14 protein-coding genes are annotated in these 15,918 nt (G+C 69.3%); 11 read left to right on the top strand and 3 right to left on the bottom strand.

All coding sequences use genetic code 11. The annotated features are described in order from the left end of the window. Positions 1-52: 52 nt before the first annotated feature. From Q9S71_RS05440 to Q9S71_RS05395, 10 genes are all read left to right on the top strand, one after another. Positions 53-973, top strand: a complete 921-nt coding sequence (locus Q9S71_RS05440; protein WP_251577166.1) for an SIS domain-containing protein — start codon at positions 53-55, stop codon at positions 971-973. Continuing rightward, positions 970-1,926 carry an NAD(P)-dependent oxidoreductase gene (locus Q9S71_RS05435; protein WP_311861022.1) on the top strand — a complete coding sequence of 319 codons (957 nt, stop codon included), beginning with the start codon at positions 970-972 and terminating at the stop codon, positions 1,924-1,926. Before Q9S71_RS05440 ends, Q9S71_RS05435 begins: the two co-directional genes overlap by 4 nt. Further along, positions 1,923-2,885, top strand: coding sequence for a phosphotriesterase family protein (locus Q9S71_RS05430; protein ID WP_311861021.1), 963 nt, complete (start codon positions 1,923-1,925; stop codon positions 2,883-2,885). The genes Q9S71_RS05435 and Q9S71_RS05430 overlap by 4 nt, the downstream gene beginning before the upstream one ends. 163 nt (positions 2,886-3,048) lie before the next feature. Then, complete coding sequence (locus tag Q9S71_RS05425; RefSeq protein WP_311861019.1) at positions 3,049-3,651, top strand: glucose-6-phosphate isomerase family protein; 603 nt, start codon at positions 3,049-3,051, stop codon at positions 3,649-3,651. Continuing rightward, the gene (deoC, locus tag Q9S71_RS05420; RefSeq protein WP_311861018.1) at positions 3,644-4,333 is read left to right on the top strand and encodes a deoxyribose-phosphate aldolase; all 690 of its coding nucleotides are present in this window, start codon (positions 3,644-3,646) and stop codon (positions 4,331-4,333) included. The genes Q9S71_RS05425 and deoC overlap by 8 nt, the downstream gene beginning before the upstream one ends. Then, positions 4,330-5,298, top strand: a complete 969-nt coding sequence (locus Q9S71_RS05415) for a shikimate dehydrogenase family protein (RefSeq protein WP_311861017.1) — start codon at positions 4,330-4,332, stop codon at positions 5,296-5,298. Before deoC ends, Q9S71_RS05415 begins: the two co-directional genes overlap by 4 nt. A gap of 3 nt (positions 5,299-5,301) precedes the next feature. Then, positions 5,302-6,783, top strand: coding sequence for a xylulokinase (locus tag Q9S71_RS05410; protein ID WP_311861016.1), 1,482 nt, complete (start codon positions 5,302-5,304; stop codon positions 6,781-6,783). After that, entirely contained in the window at positions 6,780-7,505 is a 726-nt protein-coding gene (locus Q9S71_RS05405) for an SDR family oxidoreductase (protein WP_311861014.1), read from the top strand. The genes Q9S71_RS05410 and Q9S71_RS05405 overlap by 4 nt, the downstream gene beginning before the upstream one ends. Beyond that, entirely contained in the window at positions 7,505-8,116 is a 612-nt protein-coding gene (gene eda, locus Q9S71_RS05400) for a bifunctional 4-hydroxy-2-oxoglutarate aldolase/2-dehydro-3-deoxy-phosphogluconate aldolase (RefSeq protein WP_311861012.1), read from the top strand. Before Q9S71_RS05405 ends, eda begins: the two co-directional genes overlap by 1 nt. 179 nt (positions 8,117-8,295) lie before the next feature. Next, positions 8,296-10,914: a chitobiase/beta-hexosaminidase C-terminal domain-containing protein gene (locus Q9S71_RS05395; RefSeq protein WP_311861009.1), complete on the top strand. Its 2,619-nt coding sequence runs from the start codon at positions 8,296-8,298 to the stop codon at positions 10,912-10,914. 51 nt (positions 10,915-10,965) lie between these two features. Here Q9S71_RS05395 and Q9S71_RS05390 read toward each other — a convergent pair whose 3' ends face one another. Next, positions 10,966-12,288, bottom strand: a complete 1,323-nt coding sequence (locus tag Q9S71_RS05390; protein ID WP_311861007.1) for an Nramp family divalent metal transporter — start codon at positions 12,286-12,288, stop codon at positions 10,966-10,968. 131 nt (positions 12,289-12,419) lie between these two features. Beyond that, complete coding sequence (locus Q9S71_RS05385) at positions 12,420-13,355, bottom strand: dihydrodipicolinate synthase family protein (RefSeq protein ID WP_311861005.1); 936 nt, start codon at positions 13,353-13,355, stop codon at positions 12,420-12,422. Positions 13,356-13,465: 110 nt separating this feature from the next. Here Q9S71_RS05385 and Q9S71_RS05380 point away from each other — a divergent pair, with 110 nt between their 5' ends. Further along, a complete protein-coding gene (locus Q9S71_RS05380; RefSeq protein ID WP_311861003.1) occupies positions 13,466-14,488 on the top strand; it encodes a LacI family DNA-binding transcriptional regulator in 1,023 nt (340 codons plus the stop codon). A 12-nt stretch (positions 14,489-14,500) separates the two neighbouring features. On the opposite strand, the gene Q9S71_RS05375 is transcribed toward Q9S71_RS05380, so the two are convergent. Next, entirely contained in the window at positions 14,501-15,880 is a 1,380-nt protein-coding gene (locus tag Q9S71_RS05375) for an APC family permease (protein ID WP_311861001.1), read from the bottom strand. Positions 15,881-15,918 lie beyond the last annotated feature (38 nt).

Below are 15,918 nucleotides of genomic sequence, written 5' to 3'. Positions count from 1 at the left end.
TCCCGGGTGGTGCGCTATGGTTTGTAGCGATACTACATGGAAGGGGAAACCCGTGACCACGGACACCGGACAGAGCACCGCCGCTCCGTCGGAGGATTCCACCGACACCCTCCTCGAACGCATCACCCGACAACTTCCGAGCCTTCGTCGATCGGAACAGCGGGTCGCCGCGATCGTCCTCGACAACCCCGTCGGCGCAGTGCAGTTCACGATGGCGGGCCTCGCCGAAGCGGCGGAGGTCAGCGAGCCGACCGTCATGCGCTTCTGCGCGTCCGTCGGCTGCGAGGGCTTCCAGGACTTCCGCATCCAACTCGCCCAGACCCTCGCCCTCGGGCTGCCGGTGACGCATTCGTCCATCACGACGGACGACTCCAGCGCCGACCTCGCCGAGAAGATCTTCGACCACACCATCTCGAGCCTCGACCGCGCCCGGCGCACCCTCGCTGCCGCATCCGTCGAGCAGGCCATCTCCCTCCTCCTCGACGCATCCGACATCCTCTTCGTGGGATTCGGCGCGAGCGGGATCATCGCGCAGGACGCACAGCAGAAGTTCCCGCTCTTCGGTGTCCCCTGCCAGTCGCCCGAGGACTTCCACCAGCAGTTCATCGCGGCGACGATGAGCGGCCCGCGGTCGGTCACGGTCGCGATCTCGAACACCGGTCACACCGAGCAGACGCTCATCGTCGCCGAAGCGGCCCGCAAGGCCGGCGCTGCGGTGATCTCGATCACGGGCAGACAGAGCCCGCTGTCGGACATCGCCACGGTTCCCCTCATCGCGCGCACGTTCGAGGACACCGACGTCTACACGCCGTCCACGAGCCGCCTCGCCGGCCTCGTGGTGATCGACATCCTCGCCACCGGCGTCGCCCTGCGGCGGAGCCCGGAGCACACCGAGGCCATCCGCCGGATGAAGAGCGAGCTGGCCACCATGCGTTCGGGCGGATCCCCGACCACGGAGGAGTCGCCGTCGTGACCGGTCGGGTGCTCGTCACCTCCCGGTCCTTCGGCGGCGGCGGCCGGGACGTGGTGGGCGAACTGACCGCGGCGGGCTACGAGATCGTCCGCGCCGACCCCTCGCACGACCTGGAGGAGCTCTCCCGCGTCCTGCCGGCCGTCGACGGGTGGATCGCGGGCACCGGACCGGTGACGGGCCAGCATCTGGATCTCGCCCCGAGGCTCCGCGTGGTGTCGCGCTACGGCGTGGGGGTGGACAACGTCGACGTCGCGGCAGCGGGTGCTCGCGGTGTGATCGTCACGAACACCCCGGGGGCCAACTCGGCCGCCGTCGCCGAGCACACCCTCGCCCTGCTGCTCAGCGCGCTGCGGGGGATCCCCGCCGCCGATCGACGGGTGCGCCGCGGCGACTGGTCGGGCTGGTCGACGCGCGAGCTGTCGGCTCTGACAGTCGGGGTGCTCGGGCTCGGGCGGATCGGACGCCTCGTGATCGAACGTCTCGACGGCTTCGGCTGTGCGGTCCGCGGCGCGGATCCGTGGGTGCCCGAGGACGACCCCGTCTTCGATCGCGTCGTGCGCTGCGACGCAGCCGAGCTCGCGGTGACGTGCGACGTCGTCACGCTCCACGCGCCCGGTGGCCGGACGGTCGTCGACCGCGACTGGCTCGCCGCCTCCGACCGACCCGTCATCCTCGTCAACACGGCCCGCGCCGACCTCGTCGACGAGCCCGCCCTCGCCGACGCGATCCGCTCGGGCCGCGTCGTCGCCTACGCCGCGGACACACTCGCGACGGAGAATCACGGCGACCTCGCATCGCCGCTGCTCGCTGACGACCTCGCCGACCGCGTCATCATCACCCCGCACCTCGGCGCGCAGACCCGCGAGGGCGTGGACGGCATGGGCGGCATGGCGACGGCGGACCTGCGCGCGGTCCTCGAGGGGCGCGCCCCCCGGCATCCGGTGTCGGCGTGATCGAAACCGCTGCGCGTTCCGGCTTCGTCCGGACCGTGACGGGTGATGTGGAAGCCGCCGCTCTGGGCGCGGTCGACTACCACGAGCATCTCTTCCAGCGCTCCCCCCTCCTTCCCGGCGACGATCTGGACGACGAGGCGGCCTCCCTCCGCGAAGCGGTGCTCCTGCGGAGGTCCGGGTTCACGGCGATGGTCGACGCGACACCCCTCGGCCTCGGCCGACGGCCGGATGCCATCCGCCGCATCGCGGAGGAGTCGGGCGTGTCCGTCGTCATGACCACCGGGGTGCACCGCCGCGAGCACTATGCGTCGGACGATCCCCTCCTCACGGCGGACGTCGATGTCCTCGCGCGCGCCTTCCTGCGTGACCTGCGCGACGGTGCGGAGGAGGGACTGGATGCCGCGACGCCCGAGGCCGCTGGTCGGCCCCGCGCGGGGGTGCTGAAGGTCGGCCTGGGGTACTGGCGCATCGACGCGGCCGCGCGGCGGGCGATCGAGGCGGTGGGGTCGGCGCACCGCGCGACCGGGGCACCCGTGATGGTGCACCTGGAGCACGGCTCGGCTGCGCATGAAGCGCTCGACGCGCTCGACGAGGCGGGCGTGGGCGCCGACCGGGTCGCGCTCGCGCACATCGACCGCAATCCCGATCCGGGCCTGCACGCCGAACTCGCGGCGCGAGGCTCCTACCTGGGGTACGACGGTCCAGCGCGCTCCCGTGAGTGGCCGGACTCGGCACTCGTGGACTGCCTCGTCGAGACCGCCCGTCGCGGCGGCGCGACGCGGATCCTGCTCGGCGGCGATGTCGCGCGACGCAGCCGGTACGTCGCCTACGGCGGGATGCCGGGGCTCGCCTACCTGGGCGACAGATTCGTCCCTCGGGTCCGCGCGGCGGGCGGGCCCGAGCTCATCGCTGCGGTGCTCGGGACCAACCCGGCGACCTGGCTCACCTGGCGGATCTGACGCGCATCCGCCGCCGCGGTCCCGGAGCAAGCCATCTCACGTAGCACAACTACCGCAAGGACGCGCTCAGACGCACTCTGGCGGTGTCGATTGCGGGTTTTGGCTGCCTCTGCGTAGTATTACTACCGATCCGAGACCCGGATCGGTAACGAATGGACGTGACATGTGCGCCGCTGCACGACCGGCCGAACCGGCCGCCCTCACCGTCGATCCGCTCGCCGGCAGCCTCACGGGCACCGCTGAACGGTATGAGAAGCGCCTGCCCGATCTCGACGGGCTCTACCGGGACTCGGACGCCTTCGCCTCGGCGATCCGAGACGATGACGGCCGCCCGGTGTACTGGGTCGACAGCAGCACCCCCGAAAGCGGGCGAGGCGCCCTCACGATCGGACTCAGCGTGCTCCGTCCCGGACGGATCGGCGACGAGTTCGCGATGACCCGCGGCCACCTGCACGCGCAGGCCGAGTTCGCGGAGCTCTACTACGGCGTCTCCGGCAGCGGCGTGATGCTCCTGGAGAGCGTCGACGGCGAGGCCCGAGCCATCCCCATCTCCCCCGGCGTCGCCGTGCATGTGCCCGGCGGCTGGGTCCACCGCAGCGTGAACGTCGGCGACGACCTGCTCGTCACCGTCTTCGCCTACGCGACCGAAGCCGGTCAGGACTACGGCATCATCGAACGCGCAGGGGGAATGAAGCAGCTGATCGTCGCCGACGGCGACGGCTGGACGACCCGCCTCAACCCGGATCATGGGGGATACCGTGTCTGACGCATCTGCGGTCCTCGCCGACCTCGCCGCACACATCGACATCAGCTGCGTGCAGGCGCAGCACACGCGGCGCGACGTCGAGGAACTCGCGCGCCGCGCCGTCGACGGCGGTTTCGTCAGTGCGCACGTCCTGCCCACCTGGCTCCCCGTGCTGCGGGAACTCCTGTCCGGGAGCAGTGTCCTCGCCGGTTCGCCGGTCTCTTTTCCCAGCGGGGGCGCGACCCCGGCGACGAAGGCGGCCGAGGCGCGCGAGCTGCTCGGCCTGGGGGCCCAAGAACTGGACGTCGTCGTCTCGATCGGGCGTCTGCGCTCCGGCGACACCGCCACGGTGACCGATGAGCTCAGCCGGGTGGTCGACATCGTGGCCGGCGAAGTGCCGCTTCGCGCGATCCTCGAGGTCGGGCACCTCGAGGAGTCGACGATCCGCCGCGGAGTGGATGCCGCGATCGCAGCGGGCGTGCCCTGGATCAAGACGGGCACGGGCTGGTCCGGCATCCCAACCACGGTCGAGCACATCCGCGTCATCGCGGAGCAGGCCGCCGGGCGCGCCGCGCTCAAGGCCGCGGGCGGCATCCGCGACATCGAGACCATCACGACCATGGCCGAGCTGGGCGTCACCCGGTTCGGCATGAACGCCACCGCCGCCGTCGCGGCCGTCGCGGCATCCCGGAGCTACGCATGACGATCGTCCAGACCATGACCTCGGCCGACCTCCGCCCCGCGGTGACGCCGACCCTCTACTTCATCGGCGTCACGACCGGCCGGTCCTCGATCCAGCAGGTCTTCCCGCGCTGGGCGGAGGAGCTCGGTCTCACGGACGCGGTCCTGCAGGGCATCGACCTGCCGCTGCATGCCCCGGCGGCGGATTACCGACGCGTCGTGGAGTTCATCGCCGCCGACCCGCTCAGCCTCGGTGCCCTCGTGACGACGCACAAGATCGATCTCTACACGGCGTGCGCCGACCTCTTCGACGAGATCGATCCGTTCGCACGCCTCATGGGCGAGACGAGCTGCATCTCCAAGCGCGACGGACTCCTCGTGTGCCACGCGAAGGATCCGATCTCGAGCGGTCTGGCGCTGGACGCGTTCGTTCCGGCCGGCCACTGGGCCGGTGGCGCGGATGCGCTGTGCATGGGGGCCGGCGGATCGACGATCGCCATCAGCTGGTACCTGTCGCGACGAGAGAGCGGCGCGGATCGACCGCGGCGCATCGTCGTGACGAATCGGTCCGAGGAACGTCTCGACCACATCCGCGGGATCCACCGGCAGCTCGACACCGATACGTCATTCGAGTACGTCCTCACACCGACGCCCGCCGACAACGACCGTGTGCTGGCTGACCTCGCGGCCGGCTCGCTCGTCGTCAACGCGACCGGGCTCGGCAAGGACGCGCCCGGATCCCCCCTCACGGACGCGGCACGCTTCCCGGGCCACGGCGTGGCGTGGGACCTCAACTACCGCGGCGACCTCGTCTTCCTCGACCAGGCACGGGCGCAGGAGGAGGTTCGTGCGTTGCACATCGAGGACGGCTGGATCTACTTCCTGCACGGGTGGACCCAGGTCATCGCCGAGGTGTTCCACATCGACATCTTGACCTCCGGCCCCGCGTTCGACCGCCTCGGCCGGCTGGCGCGTTCGGCGCGCTGATCCATGACCGAGCTCGTCCTCGCCTACGACCTCGGCACCGGGGGGTGCAAGGCGTCGCTGTGGGATGCCGACGCCCGGCAGGTGGCCGAGGTCGTCATGCCCTACCCGACGCTGCACCCATCGCCGGATCGCAATGAGCAGCGCCCCGCCGACTGGTGGAATGCCGTCGTCTCCTCGACGCGCGCGCTCCTCGGCCGGGTCCCTGGTGCGGCGACGCGTATCGCGGGGCTCGCCCTGTCGGGCCAGAGCCTCGGCGTCATCGCCCTCGATCCCCGGGGCGAACCCCTGAGCGACACGACCCCGATCTGGTCGGATGCCCGTGGCCTGACCGAGCATGTGTTCGCCCATCTCGAGGAAGGCGAGTGGTACCGCCGAACGGGCAACGGCTTCGGCGCACCGCTGTACCCGATCTTCAAGGCAGCGACGCTGCGGGCGGAGGATCCCGATCGATGGGCGCGCACGGCGCGGCTGGTCGGGTCGAAGGACTGGGTGAACCTCCGGCTCACCGGTGAGCTCGCCACCGACCACTCCATGGCGTCCGGTACGGGTGCCTACGATCTGCGCGCGGCCGACTACGCCGACGACATCCTCGCCGCCGCGGGTCTCGACAGGGGTCTCTTCGCCCCGATCGTCCGCTCCCACGATCGGGTCGGGACGCTGACGGCCGATGCGGCGACAGCCCTGAACCTCCCCGCCGGCATCCCCGTCTTCGCCGGGGCGGTCGACAACGCCGCCATGGCGCTCGGCTCCCGCGGCACGGCCGAGGGCCGGATCTACGCCGCCCTCGGATCGTCGAGCTGGATCACGGTCACGTCTTCGCGGCCGGTCCTCGACGAGGCCACTCGTCCATACGTCTTCGCCCACGCCGTTCCCGGGATGTTCGTCAGCGCGCTGTCCACCTTCAGCAGCGGCACGAGCTTCGACTGGCTGCGACGACTGATCGCGGCCGATGCGGATCCGGCTGACGTGATCGCCTCCGCTGCGGCATCCCCCGCCGGCGCCCGCGGCGTCACGTTCGTCCCGACCCTCGCGGGCGGGACTCCCCTCGAAGGAGGCAGCGCGGCGCGCGGCATCCTGTCGGGCCTGCATCTGAGCACCGGTACGGCCGACCTCGTCCGCGCATGTCTCGAGGGCATCGCCTTCTCGCTCGACCGCAGCCTGCGCCACATCCGAGAGCTGAGCGGCTCGACCGAGCCTCTCCTCGTTTCGGGCGGCGGCGCGCGATCCGACCTGTGGAACGGCATCTACGCCGACGTCCTCGGCTCCGCGCTGCAGCGCTCCACCGTCGACCAGCAGGCCGCGACCCTCGGCGCAGCGACGATCGCGTTCGTCGGCGCGGGCATCTGGGCGGACTTCTCGCGAGCGGATGCCGCGCACGGCGCCCTCGAGACCATCACCCCCACGCATCCCGAGTCCTACGATGCGGCCCGGGCTCGATTCGATGCGGTGAGCGCAGCGCTCGCCCCTCAGGAGGTTTCCCCATGACCGATCGCCCACTCGTCGTCATCACCGGCGCCAGTTCCGGTATCGGAGCCGCCACGGCGCGCGCCTTCTCCGCCGCCGGCCACCCTCTGCTGCTCATCGCCCGGCGCCTGGAGCCGATGCGGGCGCTGGGGCTGCCCGATGCCGAGCTCGCAGCCGTGGACGTGACGGATACGACGGCCGTGGCCGAGGCGATCGCGCGCGCCGAGGAACGATTCGGCCCCGTCGATCTGCTGGTGAACAATGCCGGGCTGATGGCGCTCTCGCCGGTCGCGGAAGCCGACCCCGCGCTCGTGCGCGAGCAGTTCGAGGTGAACTGCGTCGCGCTGGTGAACAACAGCCGACTCGTGCTCCCCGGCATGCAGGACCGCCGCCACGGCACGATCGTCAACATCGGCTCGATCGCAGGCAAGCAGCTGTACTCCGACCACACGGTCTACAACGGCACGAAGTACGCCGTCCACGCCATGACCGAGGGGATGCGGCGCGAGAACGCCGCGCATGGTGTGCGCGTGCTGCTGATCGCGCCCGGCATGGTCAACACCGCGCTGTTGTCGAACACCGACGACGGTGCCGTCCTCGAGGGCTACCTCGAGTACAAGGACAGCATCGGGGGTGGACTCCGCCCCGAGGACATCGCCGACGCGATCCTCGGCGCCTACCGGCTGCCGCAGCACATCAGCCATCGCGAGATCGTGGTCGCCCCCACCTCCCAGGACGCCTGATGGACTCGCCGGTCGGCGGCGCCCGCATCGTCCCGGTCGTCGTCCTGCAGGACGCCGCATCGGCGCACCCTCTGGCTGACGCGCTCGTCGCCGGCGGCATCCGATGCGCCGAGATCACGCTGCGGACGGCCGCGGGCCTCGATGCGATCGACGCGCTGCGGGACCGCCAGGACATCGTCGTGGGGGCGGGCACAATTCTAAGCCCCGAGCAGGTCGACGACGTCGTGGACGCGGGGGCTCGATTCGCCGTCTCGCCCGGTTTCGATCCGCGCGTGCTGGAGCGCTGCCTGGCGCGAGGGATTCCCCTCGTGCCGGGTGTCGCGACGGCCACCGAGATCCAGCAGGCCCTCGGACGTGGGCTCCGGCACCTCAAGCTCTTCCCCGCGAAGCAGATCGGCGGGCTCGACGCGATCCGCGCCTTCGCCGGCCCCTTTCCCGACGCGTGCTTCATGCCCTCGGGCGGGGTCTCCCCCGCCAACGCGAGCGACTACCTCGCGCACGCGGCGGTCTTCGCCGTCAGCGGTTCATGGATGGTGCCGTCGGATGCCCTCGAGGCCGGAGACTTCACACGGATCGAAGAGCTGTCACGCCGCGCCGTCGCCGCCCTGTGAGTCCCCGTATGGGTAGTTGCACTACCTACACTACCTTTACAAGGGCTCTTGAACCCCGGAAAGTCGTCGGTTAGCGTACTCGAACAAGGAAAGTGCGTAGTGCAACTACCTGGTGTCACCGACGACACTCCCGAACCAGCCGCACCGCGTTCTATCGACGAAGATAGGAAGGCACCCCCGTGCAACGACGAACCGGGCCTGCGATCGCAGCAGCAGCAGCGCTGTCCGCGGCCACACTCCTCCCCTCCCTCCCGGCGGCAGCCGCGGACCCCGACGCGCAGCGGACGGTGACGGTCGACCTCGATGACGTCGTCCAGGAGGACTACCTCGGCATCGGCGCCAACGTCATGCCGTGGAGTCTCATGGAGGGAACCACCTCCCTGGGCTACGACGATGCCGACTGGGAGGTGGATGTCGAGCGCATCCTCACCCTGCAGCCGAAGGTGGCACGCCTCTGGTTCCAGATCGACTGGATGGAGCTCGAGAAGGGACAGTACGACTTCGAGAGCCCTGAGATGAAGGCCGTGTACCGGTACCTCGACGCCTTCGAGCAGGCCGGGACGGAAGTCCTGCTCAACTTCGGGTGGAAGGTCGGCGAGCGCGTCCATGACTGGTTCCTCTACCCCGGCGTGCAGAAGCCCTATGAGAGCGCCCCGGCCGACCTCGATGCCTATGGACGGTCGGCATCAGCCCTGCTCGATGAACTCGTCAACAGCCGCGGCTACGACAACATCGACTACCTGACGTTCTACAACGAGCCCAACGGGAGCTGGGACTTCGAGGGACCGGCCGATCAGAAGGCCTACTACGCCGAGATGGCGCGGAAGGTCCACGAGCAGCTCGTCGAGGACGGACTCCGTGACCAGGTGCAGATCTGGGGCCCCGAAGAGGTGAACGCACCCGACTGGACGCAGTACATGGCCGACAACGCCGCGGACGTCTTCGACCAGTACTCCTTCCACCTCTACGGCGAGTCGTACGACTTCCTCGGCGACGCGATCGACCAGCGTCGCAGCTCGATCGGCGACGCCCCGCTGAATCTGTCCGAGATGGGATGGACGAACCCCGGCACGAGCGTCTGGGAGACCGGGTACGCGAACTACATCATCGGGAGCGCCAACAACGGCGTCCACTCGAACCTCGTGTGGCAGCTCAACGGCGTGATGACGCACGACCCCGCGGGCGACACCAACGGCGCGTTCAACATGTGGGACTCCCTCGTGCTCGGCCTCGAGCCGACGGCGGCCTTCTACGAAGCCGGGCTCCTCATGCGCTACATCCCGGATCACAGCACCGTGCTGGCCACGACGGTGTCGCACGACGACATCCGTGCGGCCGCGTTCCGCGACGCCGACGGTGAACTCACCGTGCTGGTCGAGTCGAAGGGCGGCGAAGCCAAGGACGTCACGGTGCGCTTCGAGGGCGGCCGCGTGAACGATAAGTTCACGCGCATCGCCTTCGACGATTCCCTTGCGCAGCCCGAAGCGAACGCGATCCTGCCCGCATCCAGCGGCACGCTGCACGCGAAGAAGTCGGCCTTCACCGACCGCGACGTGAACGACCAGCACGGCTTCGTGATCTACACGACCGAACCGGCAGCCACCCAGGTCGCCGTCACGCCGACGGAGTCGACGATCTCGGGCGGATCGAAGGTCGCGCTCTCGTCCGACATCATCGACGGAAAGGGCAAGGTCACCTGGTCGGTCGTCGGCAAGGGCAACGGCACCATCGACAAGCGCGGCGTCTTCACCGCGCCCGACGTGACCAGTGAGCGCACCGTCGCCGTCCGCGCGACGACGCGCAGCGGTGACTACGGCGTCGCGCAGATCACCGTGACGCCTGCTCCGAAGGCGGGCGTGGTCGAGGCGCCGGTGTTCAGCCTCGAGCCCGGCCTGTATCCGTCGGTCGAGGCGGTCACGATCACGTCCGGCACACCGGGCGCGGAGATCCGCTACACGACCGACGGCAGTGAGCCCACCGCTGACTCGACGCTCTACACCGGGCAGATCTTCCTCGAGCCGCTCCAGACGACCTATCTGAGGGCGATCGCCGTCGCACCGGGCCTGGAGGACTCGGGCATCACGTCGCGGCTCTACAAGGTGCTCGACGTGCAGAACGCCCCCGACGGGTACGAGTTCTGCCAGTACGAGGACGGCGGGACCTGCGCCTTCGCCGGCGAGGCGAGCGTGGCATTCGGCTCCGACGGACTGTTCGAGTACGGCACCTTCACCGATGGCGTCGAGTGCACGGCCGCGTCGTTCGGGGCCAACCCGAATCCGGGTGGCGACAACCGGTGCTTCGTCAACCCCGAGGTCCCGGCAGAAGAGCCGATCGTCACGATCTTCAACGCGGGGTTCGAGAGTCCCGCCACGGGCGGAACGGCGAACGGACCGATGGTGAACGGATGGACGTTCAGCGCACGTGCCGGCATCCAGCACAACAACAGTGTCTTCAACCCCGCGGAGGACGCGCCCGAGGGTGAGCGCACCGCCTATCTGAAGACCGACTCCGGGCTGGGGAGCCGCATCGACCAGACCGTCGTGTTCCCGCAGGGCACCTTCGCGTTGACCTTCTACACGGCCAACCGCGCCGACTTCGGCGGGCTGCAGGAGTTCGATGTCTTCATCGACGACGAACTGCTCGGTCACTACGCTCCGGCGGGCGGCTCCTACGAGTTCCACCAGACGGATGCCGTGACGCTCGACGCGGGCGAGCACACGATCTCGTTCGTGGCGACGACCGTGGACGGTGACAACACGGGCTTCATCGACGCGGTGAAGGTCGTCGAAGCCGAGTGACGCCAGTGAAGGCCGCGACCCGCGCGGGTCGCGGCCTTCACTGTTGGTGGGTCAGGAACCGATCAGGCTGACCACGAGACGCACGGAGAGCGCGATGACCGACACCAGGCCGATGAGCCCCATCACGTTCTGCCACCAGGTGTTGCGCAGCGGCCCCATGAGGCGCTTGTCGTTCGACATCACGATGATCAGCACCGCCAGGATCGGCGCGAAGAGCACGGTGAGGGCTTGCGCGAGGATGATCAGCTCGACCGGCGACGAGCCGGAGAAGATCAGGGTGATCGCGACGCCGAAGATCAGGATCAAGCCGCTGCCGAGCCGGGCGGTCTTCGTCTCGGCCGAAGCCCCCTTGCCGAGTGCGTCGGAGAGCATCGTGCCGCCCGCGACGCAGTTCGGGATCATCGACGAGAACGCCGCACCGAAGAAGCCGAGTGCGAAGATCCACGCCCCGACCGGGCCCGCGATCGGCTCGAAGATGCGAGCAAGCCCGCCGAAGGCGCCGGGCGCGTCGGTCCCCGTCGCGTTCAGGACCGCCGCAGCGACCACGATGACGAGGGCCGTCATGATGCCGGGGGCCACGATGCCGGGGATCGTGTCGACGATGGTGATGTCGCGGTAGTCCTCTTTCGTGCGCGCCCGTGCCTTCGTGCCGTAGGAGGTGTAGAAGGCCGCGTTGATCGAGAAGTTCGTGCCGACCAGGCCGATGATCAGCAGCCAGGCGTTGTCGGGGACGACGGGGATGAGGCCCGCGCCGGCCGCGGCCCAGTCGGGGTTCGCGGCGAACGCCGAGACGATGAAGCAGACCGCCATCAGGGCGACGATGGCGATGAGGATCTTCTCGACGATGCGGTAGATCCCCTTCAGGAACAGGATCGACGCGACCGCGACGGTGCAGATGATCGTCCACATGACCGGCGACGTCCCGGGGATGAGCATCGACAGACCGACTCCCGAGCCGACGGCGTTGCCGACCGAGAAGCACAGTGTGATGAGGAAGACGCCGAAGCCGGCGACAACGCCGACCCAGCCGCCGAGACGTTCCTTGACCGACGCGATGAGGGAGACGGGGGTGCGGATGCCGAGACGCACGCTCATGTCGGTGAGGAAGATCATGAGGATCGTCGAGACGATGATGACCCAGATGAGGGTGTACCCGTAGCCCGCGCCGGCGTTCATGGCGGTGGTCAGATTGCCGGGTCCGAACTGCCATGCGCCGGCGACGAAGGCCGGGCCGATGAGGGCGAGTTGGCGCCAGAACGTCCGTCGGGTGTGGCTGGATTCCACGATGGTCCGCACCGTCTCGGTCGAGATGCGACCGTGTCCGGTGCCGGGCGTCGCGGGGGGTCGGGTGGTGCGCGAGCGGTCGATGCTCATGGGAGCTCCTTCGGGAGGGCGGTCCTGCCGCCGAGTCGTCGTTGACTGAAGAGCCGCACTGCAGGGTAGATCGACGGGTGCGGTGCCGTCCATGCCCCGGGGACCGGCGGTGACCGGCCCCCGGAGTCGGGTCACACGGAGACGCTGACCTTGCCGAGGTCGGCGGAGGCGAAGGCGGCGGCGATCTCGGCATCTGCTCCGGGCTCGAGCGGGAGCAGCGGCTCGCGAACCGTCGCGTGGTCGAGGATGCCGCGGTTCACCAGACCCCACTTGAGAGCGACCGTGCCCTCCATGTGCGAGCCGCGGTGGTAGACCGCCTTGGTGACGGGCAGCAGGCGCTCGTGGATGGCGTGCGCGGCGGCGTAATCCTTCGCCTTGCCGGCCGCGATGAGCTCCACGAGCAGTTCGGGGGCGATGTTGCCGTACCCGACCAGCAGGCCGTCGACGTCGAACATCGTCGGCAGCAGGTACTCGTCGTGGCAGGAGAGGACCTGCAGCTCGGGGTAGGCCGCGCGCAGCGCCGGGATCTCGGTGTACCAGCGGCGCATGTTGCGGACGCCGTTCTTGGTGTGGTTCACACCCTCCTGACCCGCGATCTCGAGCTGCGTGTCGAGGTCGTAGCTGGCCTTCGTGTTGTCGGGGTACTGGAAGAGGATCTCCTCGAGCCCGGACTCCTCCCAGATCGCGCGGTACCGGGTCTGCGGGGCTCCGGGCTGGAAGCCGAAGCGCAGCCAGCCGTGCGACGGGTAGACGAGGGCGCCCTTGGCCCCGGCATCCGCGGCGGCCTTGGCTTCGAGGGCGGCGGTGAGGTTCCCCTCCTTCGTGATGCCGGCGATGATCGGCAGCTTGTCGTCGACGGAGTCGCGGAAGGCGCGGATGACGTCCAGCTGCTCGGCCTCGGTGAGGAACGTGCCCTCACCGGCGTGGCCGAGCACGACGAGGCTCTTCACGCCGTCGATCGACCCGAGCCACGAGCCGAGTCGCTGGATCGCGGCGTAGTCGACGGCGCCGTCCTCAGTGAAGGGCGTGACGGGTGCGGGGTTGAGACCACGGAGGTCGAGGACCATGGTTGACTCCTTCTCTTCGTTGAGACCCGCCGGGTGAAAACGTTGGCGGGAACGTTTGCAGTAACGATTGCAAGTATGCTGATGACCACAGATCGTGTCAAGGGGGAGCAATGGCGATCACCTCGAAACCGGGTGGGAACGCAGGTCCGGTCACGCTGCGCGATGTGGCCGAGGCATCCGGCGTGAGCATCTCGACGGTGAGCCGCATCCTGGACGAGCGCACCCCGCCGTCGAAGTCCGAAACGGCTGTGCGCGTGCGCGCGGTCGCCGACGAGCTCGGCTATCGGCGCAACGTGTTCGCGTCGAATCTGCGTCGAGGGGCGACCGGCACGATCGGCGTCCTCGTGCCGCGATTGACGGATGCCGTCATGGCGCTCATGTTCGAGGCGGTCGAGCGGGCCGCGCGCCAGCGCGGTCACTTCGCGGTCGTCGCGACCTGCGGCGATGACCCCGACGAGGAGCGCCGCGCGACCGAGACGCTCCTCGATCGCGGCGTCGACGGCGTCGTGCTGGCGACCGCGCGCATCGACGACGGACTGCCGGCGTCGCTGCGGGAGCGGAACGTCCCGCACGTGCTCGCGCTCCGCACCGACCGCGTCAGCCCGTCGTCGTTGGGAGACGATGAGACGGGCGGATACCTCGCGATGCGCCACCTCATCGACCTGGGTCACCGCGACATCGGTGTCGTCACGGGCCCGTGGTTCACCTCGAGCGGGCGCGACCGCCGCGCGGGCGCCGAGCGCGCCGCGACCGAGGCCGGCATCGCACTCCCCGAGGAGCGCATCCTCGCGGTCGGCTACGGACTCGAGCACGGCATCGATGCGGGCCACCGCCTGCTGGACGGGTCCGATCGACCCACGGCCGTCTTCGCGGCGAACGACAACCTCGCCCTCGGGATCCTTACCGTGGCGCAGAACCGCGGCCTCGTCCCGGGTCGTGACCTGTCACTCGTCGGCTACAACGACATTCCGCTCGTGGCGCAGCTGCCGGTGCCTCTCACCTCGGTACGGACACCGTTCGATCAGATCGCAACCACAGCCGTCGAGATGCTGCTCGCCCCCGACGCGGGCGCGTCGATGCGGGTGGCCATGCCGACGCTCATCCCGCGAGCGTCGACCGGCCACGTCGGGTAGACGCGGCGACGCTCAGTCGCGGAACCCCGCCACGGTCGGGATCGCGCCAGTGCGCGCGGCGATCTTGCGGTCGCCGCGGCGACGGCTGAACCGCGCGACGAAGAACAGGATCGCTCCGACGACGACGTACCCCGCGGTGGCCAGCCAGACCAGGCCGGTCTGCTGGGTGAGCAGCACGATGCTGGCGATGATGGCGAGGATGGGGACGATGCGCGGCACCGAGAAGTGCTCGTGCTCGACCTTGTCCTTCTTCAGCACGAGCACGCTCACGTTCGCGGTGAGGAAGACGAGGAGCAGCAGGAGCACCGTCGTCTCGGCGAGCGTCGAGATGTCGCCGACCACCGTGAGGAGCATCGTCACCCCGGCGACGACGACGATCGAGACCCACGGCGTCCGTCGCTTCGGCAGCACCTTGCCGAAGGCGTGCGGCATGAGGCCGGACTCGGCCAGCCCGTAGGCGACGCGGCTCGCCATCACCATGAAGAGCAGCGCGCCGTTGGCGATCGCGACGAGCGCGATGAGGCTGAACAGCCATCCCGGCACCGCGAGACCGCTCGCGGTCACGACCTCGAGCAGCGGACCGGATGAGGTCGCGAGCTTCGACGGTTCGACGACGATGACCGCGCCGATCGCGATCAGCAGGTACACGACGGCGGCCGTGAGGATCGCGCCGAACAGTGCTCGCGGGTACGACCGCGACGGGTTCTTGACCTCCTCGGCCATGTTCGCCGCCGCCTCGAAACCGAGGAAGGAGAAGAACGCGATGATGGATGCCGCGAACGCGCCCTGCAGGGGTGCGACGTCGGGCGCGAACTCGAAGATGCGCGACGGCTCGCCTCCCCCGCTGCCGAACACGATGGCGGCGATGACGATCACGAGGATGAGTCCCGAGACCTCGATCATCGACGCGACCATGTTCGTCGCGAGCGACTCCTTCACCCCGCGCAGGTTGATGAGGGTCAGCACGAGGATGAAGCCGATCGCCACCGGGATCGGCGGGATGTCGAACAACGCACTGAAGTAGTCGCCCGCGAACGCGTTGGCGAGCGCCGCGGCCGTCGTGATGCCCGAGGCCATCATCAGGAAGCCGACGAGGAACGACAGGAACGGGATGCCGAACGCCTTGTCGACGTAGCGTGCTGCGCCGCCGGCGTGGGGGTACTTGGTGATCAGCTCGGCGTAGGTACCGGCCGTGAGCAGCGCGACGACGAGCGCGATGAGGAGCGGCAGCCAGATGACACCGCCCACGTCGGTCGCCATCGTGCCGACGAGCGTGTAGATGCCCGCGCCGAGGGTGTCACCGACGATGAACGCGAAGAGCAGCCAGGTGCCGACGGCGCGCTTCAGACCGGGCTTTTCCTGGGCGAGGGGAGCCGACGTGTCGTTTGTCATCGCACCACTCCAACCGAAACCGCGCGTGGGATGCAACC

The organism is Microbacterium gawkjiense, assembly GCF_031932225.1.
Lineage (GTDB): Bacteria > Actinomycetota > Actinomycetes > Actinomycetales > Microbacteriaceae > Microbacterium > Microbacterium gawkjiense.
Note: the sequence above shows the minus strand (reverse complement) of the source record. Positions and strands in the feature narration are given on the sequence as shown.

What these genes read in the sequence shown, in the direction of transcription:
- Q9S71_RS05380 (WP_311861003.1), top strand. Translation starts at nt 13,466, where the DNA reads ATGGCGATCACCTCGAAACCGGGTGGGAACGCAGGTCCGGTCACGCTG.
- eda (WP_311861012.1), top strand. Translation starts at nt 7,505, where the DNA reads ATGGACTCGCCGGTCGGCGGCGCCCGCATCGTCCCGGTCGTCGTCCTG.
- Q9S71_RS05375 (WP_311861001.1), bottom strand. Translation starts at nt 15,880, where the DNA reads ATGACAAACGACACGTCGGCTCCCCTCGCCCAGGAAAAGCCCGGTCTG.
- Q9S71_RS05415 (WP_311861017.1), top strand. Translation starts at nt 4,330, where the DNA reads ATGACGATCGTCCAGACCATGACCTCGGCCGACCTCCGCCCCGCGGTG.
- Q9S71_RS05410 (WP_311861016.1), top strand. Translation starts at nt 5,302, where the DNA reads ATGACCGAGCTCGTCCTCGCCTACGACCTCGGCACCGGGGGGTGCAAG.
- Q9S71_RS05390 (WP_311861007.1), bottom strand. Translation starts at nt 12,288, where the DNA reads ATGAGCATCGACCGCTCGCGCACCACCCGACCCCCCGCGACGCCCGGC.
- Q9S71_RS05385 (WP_311861005.1), bottom strand. Translation starts at nt 13,355, where the DNA reads ATGGTCCTCGACCTCCGTGGTCTCAACCCCGCACCCGTCACGCCCTTC.
- Q9S71_RS05425 (WP_311861019.1), top strand. Translation starts at nt 3,049, where the DNA reads ATGTGCGCCGCTGCACGACCGGCCGAACCGGCCGCCCTCACCGTCGAT.
- Q9S71_RS05405 (WP_311861014.1), top strand. Translation starts at nt 6,780, where the DNA reads ATGACCGATCGCCCACTCGTCGTCATCACCGGCGCCAGTTCCGGTATC.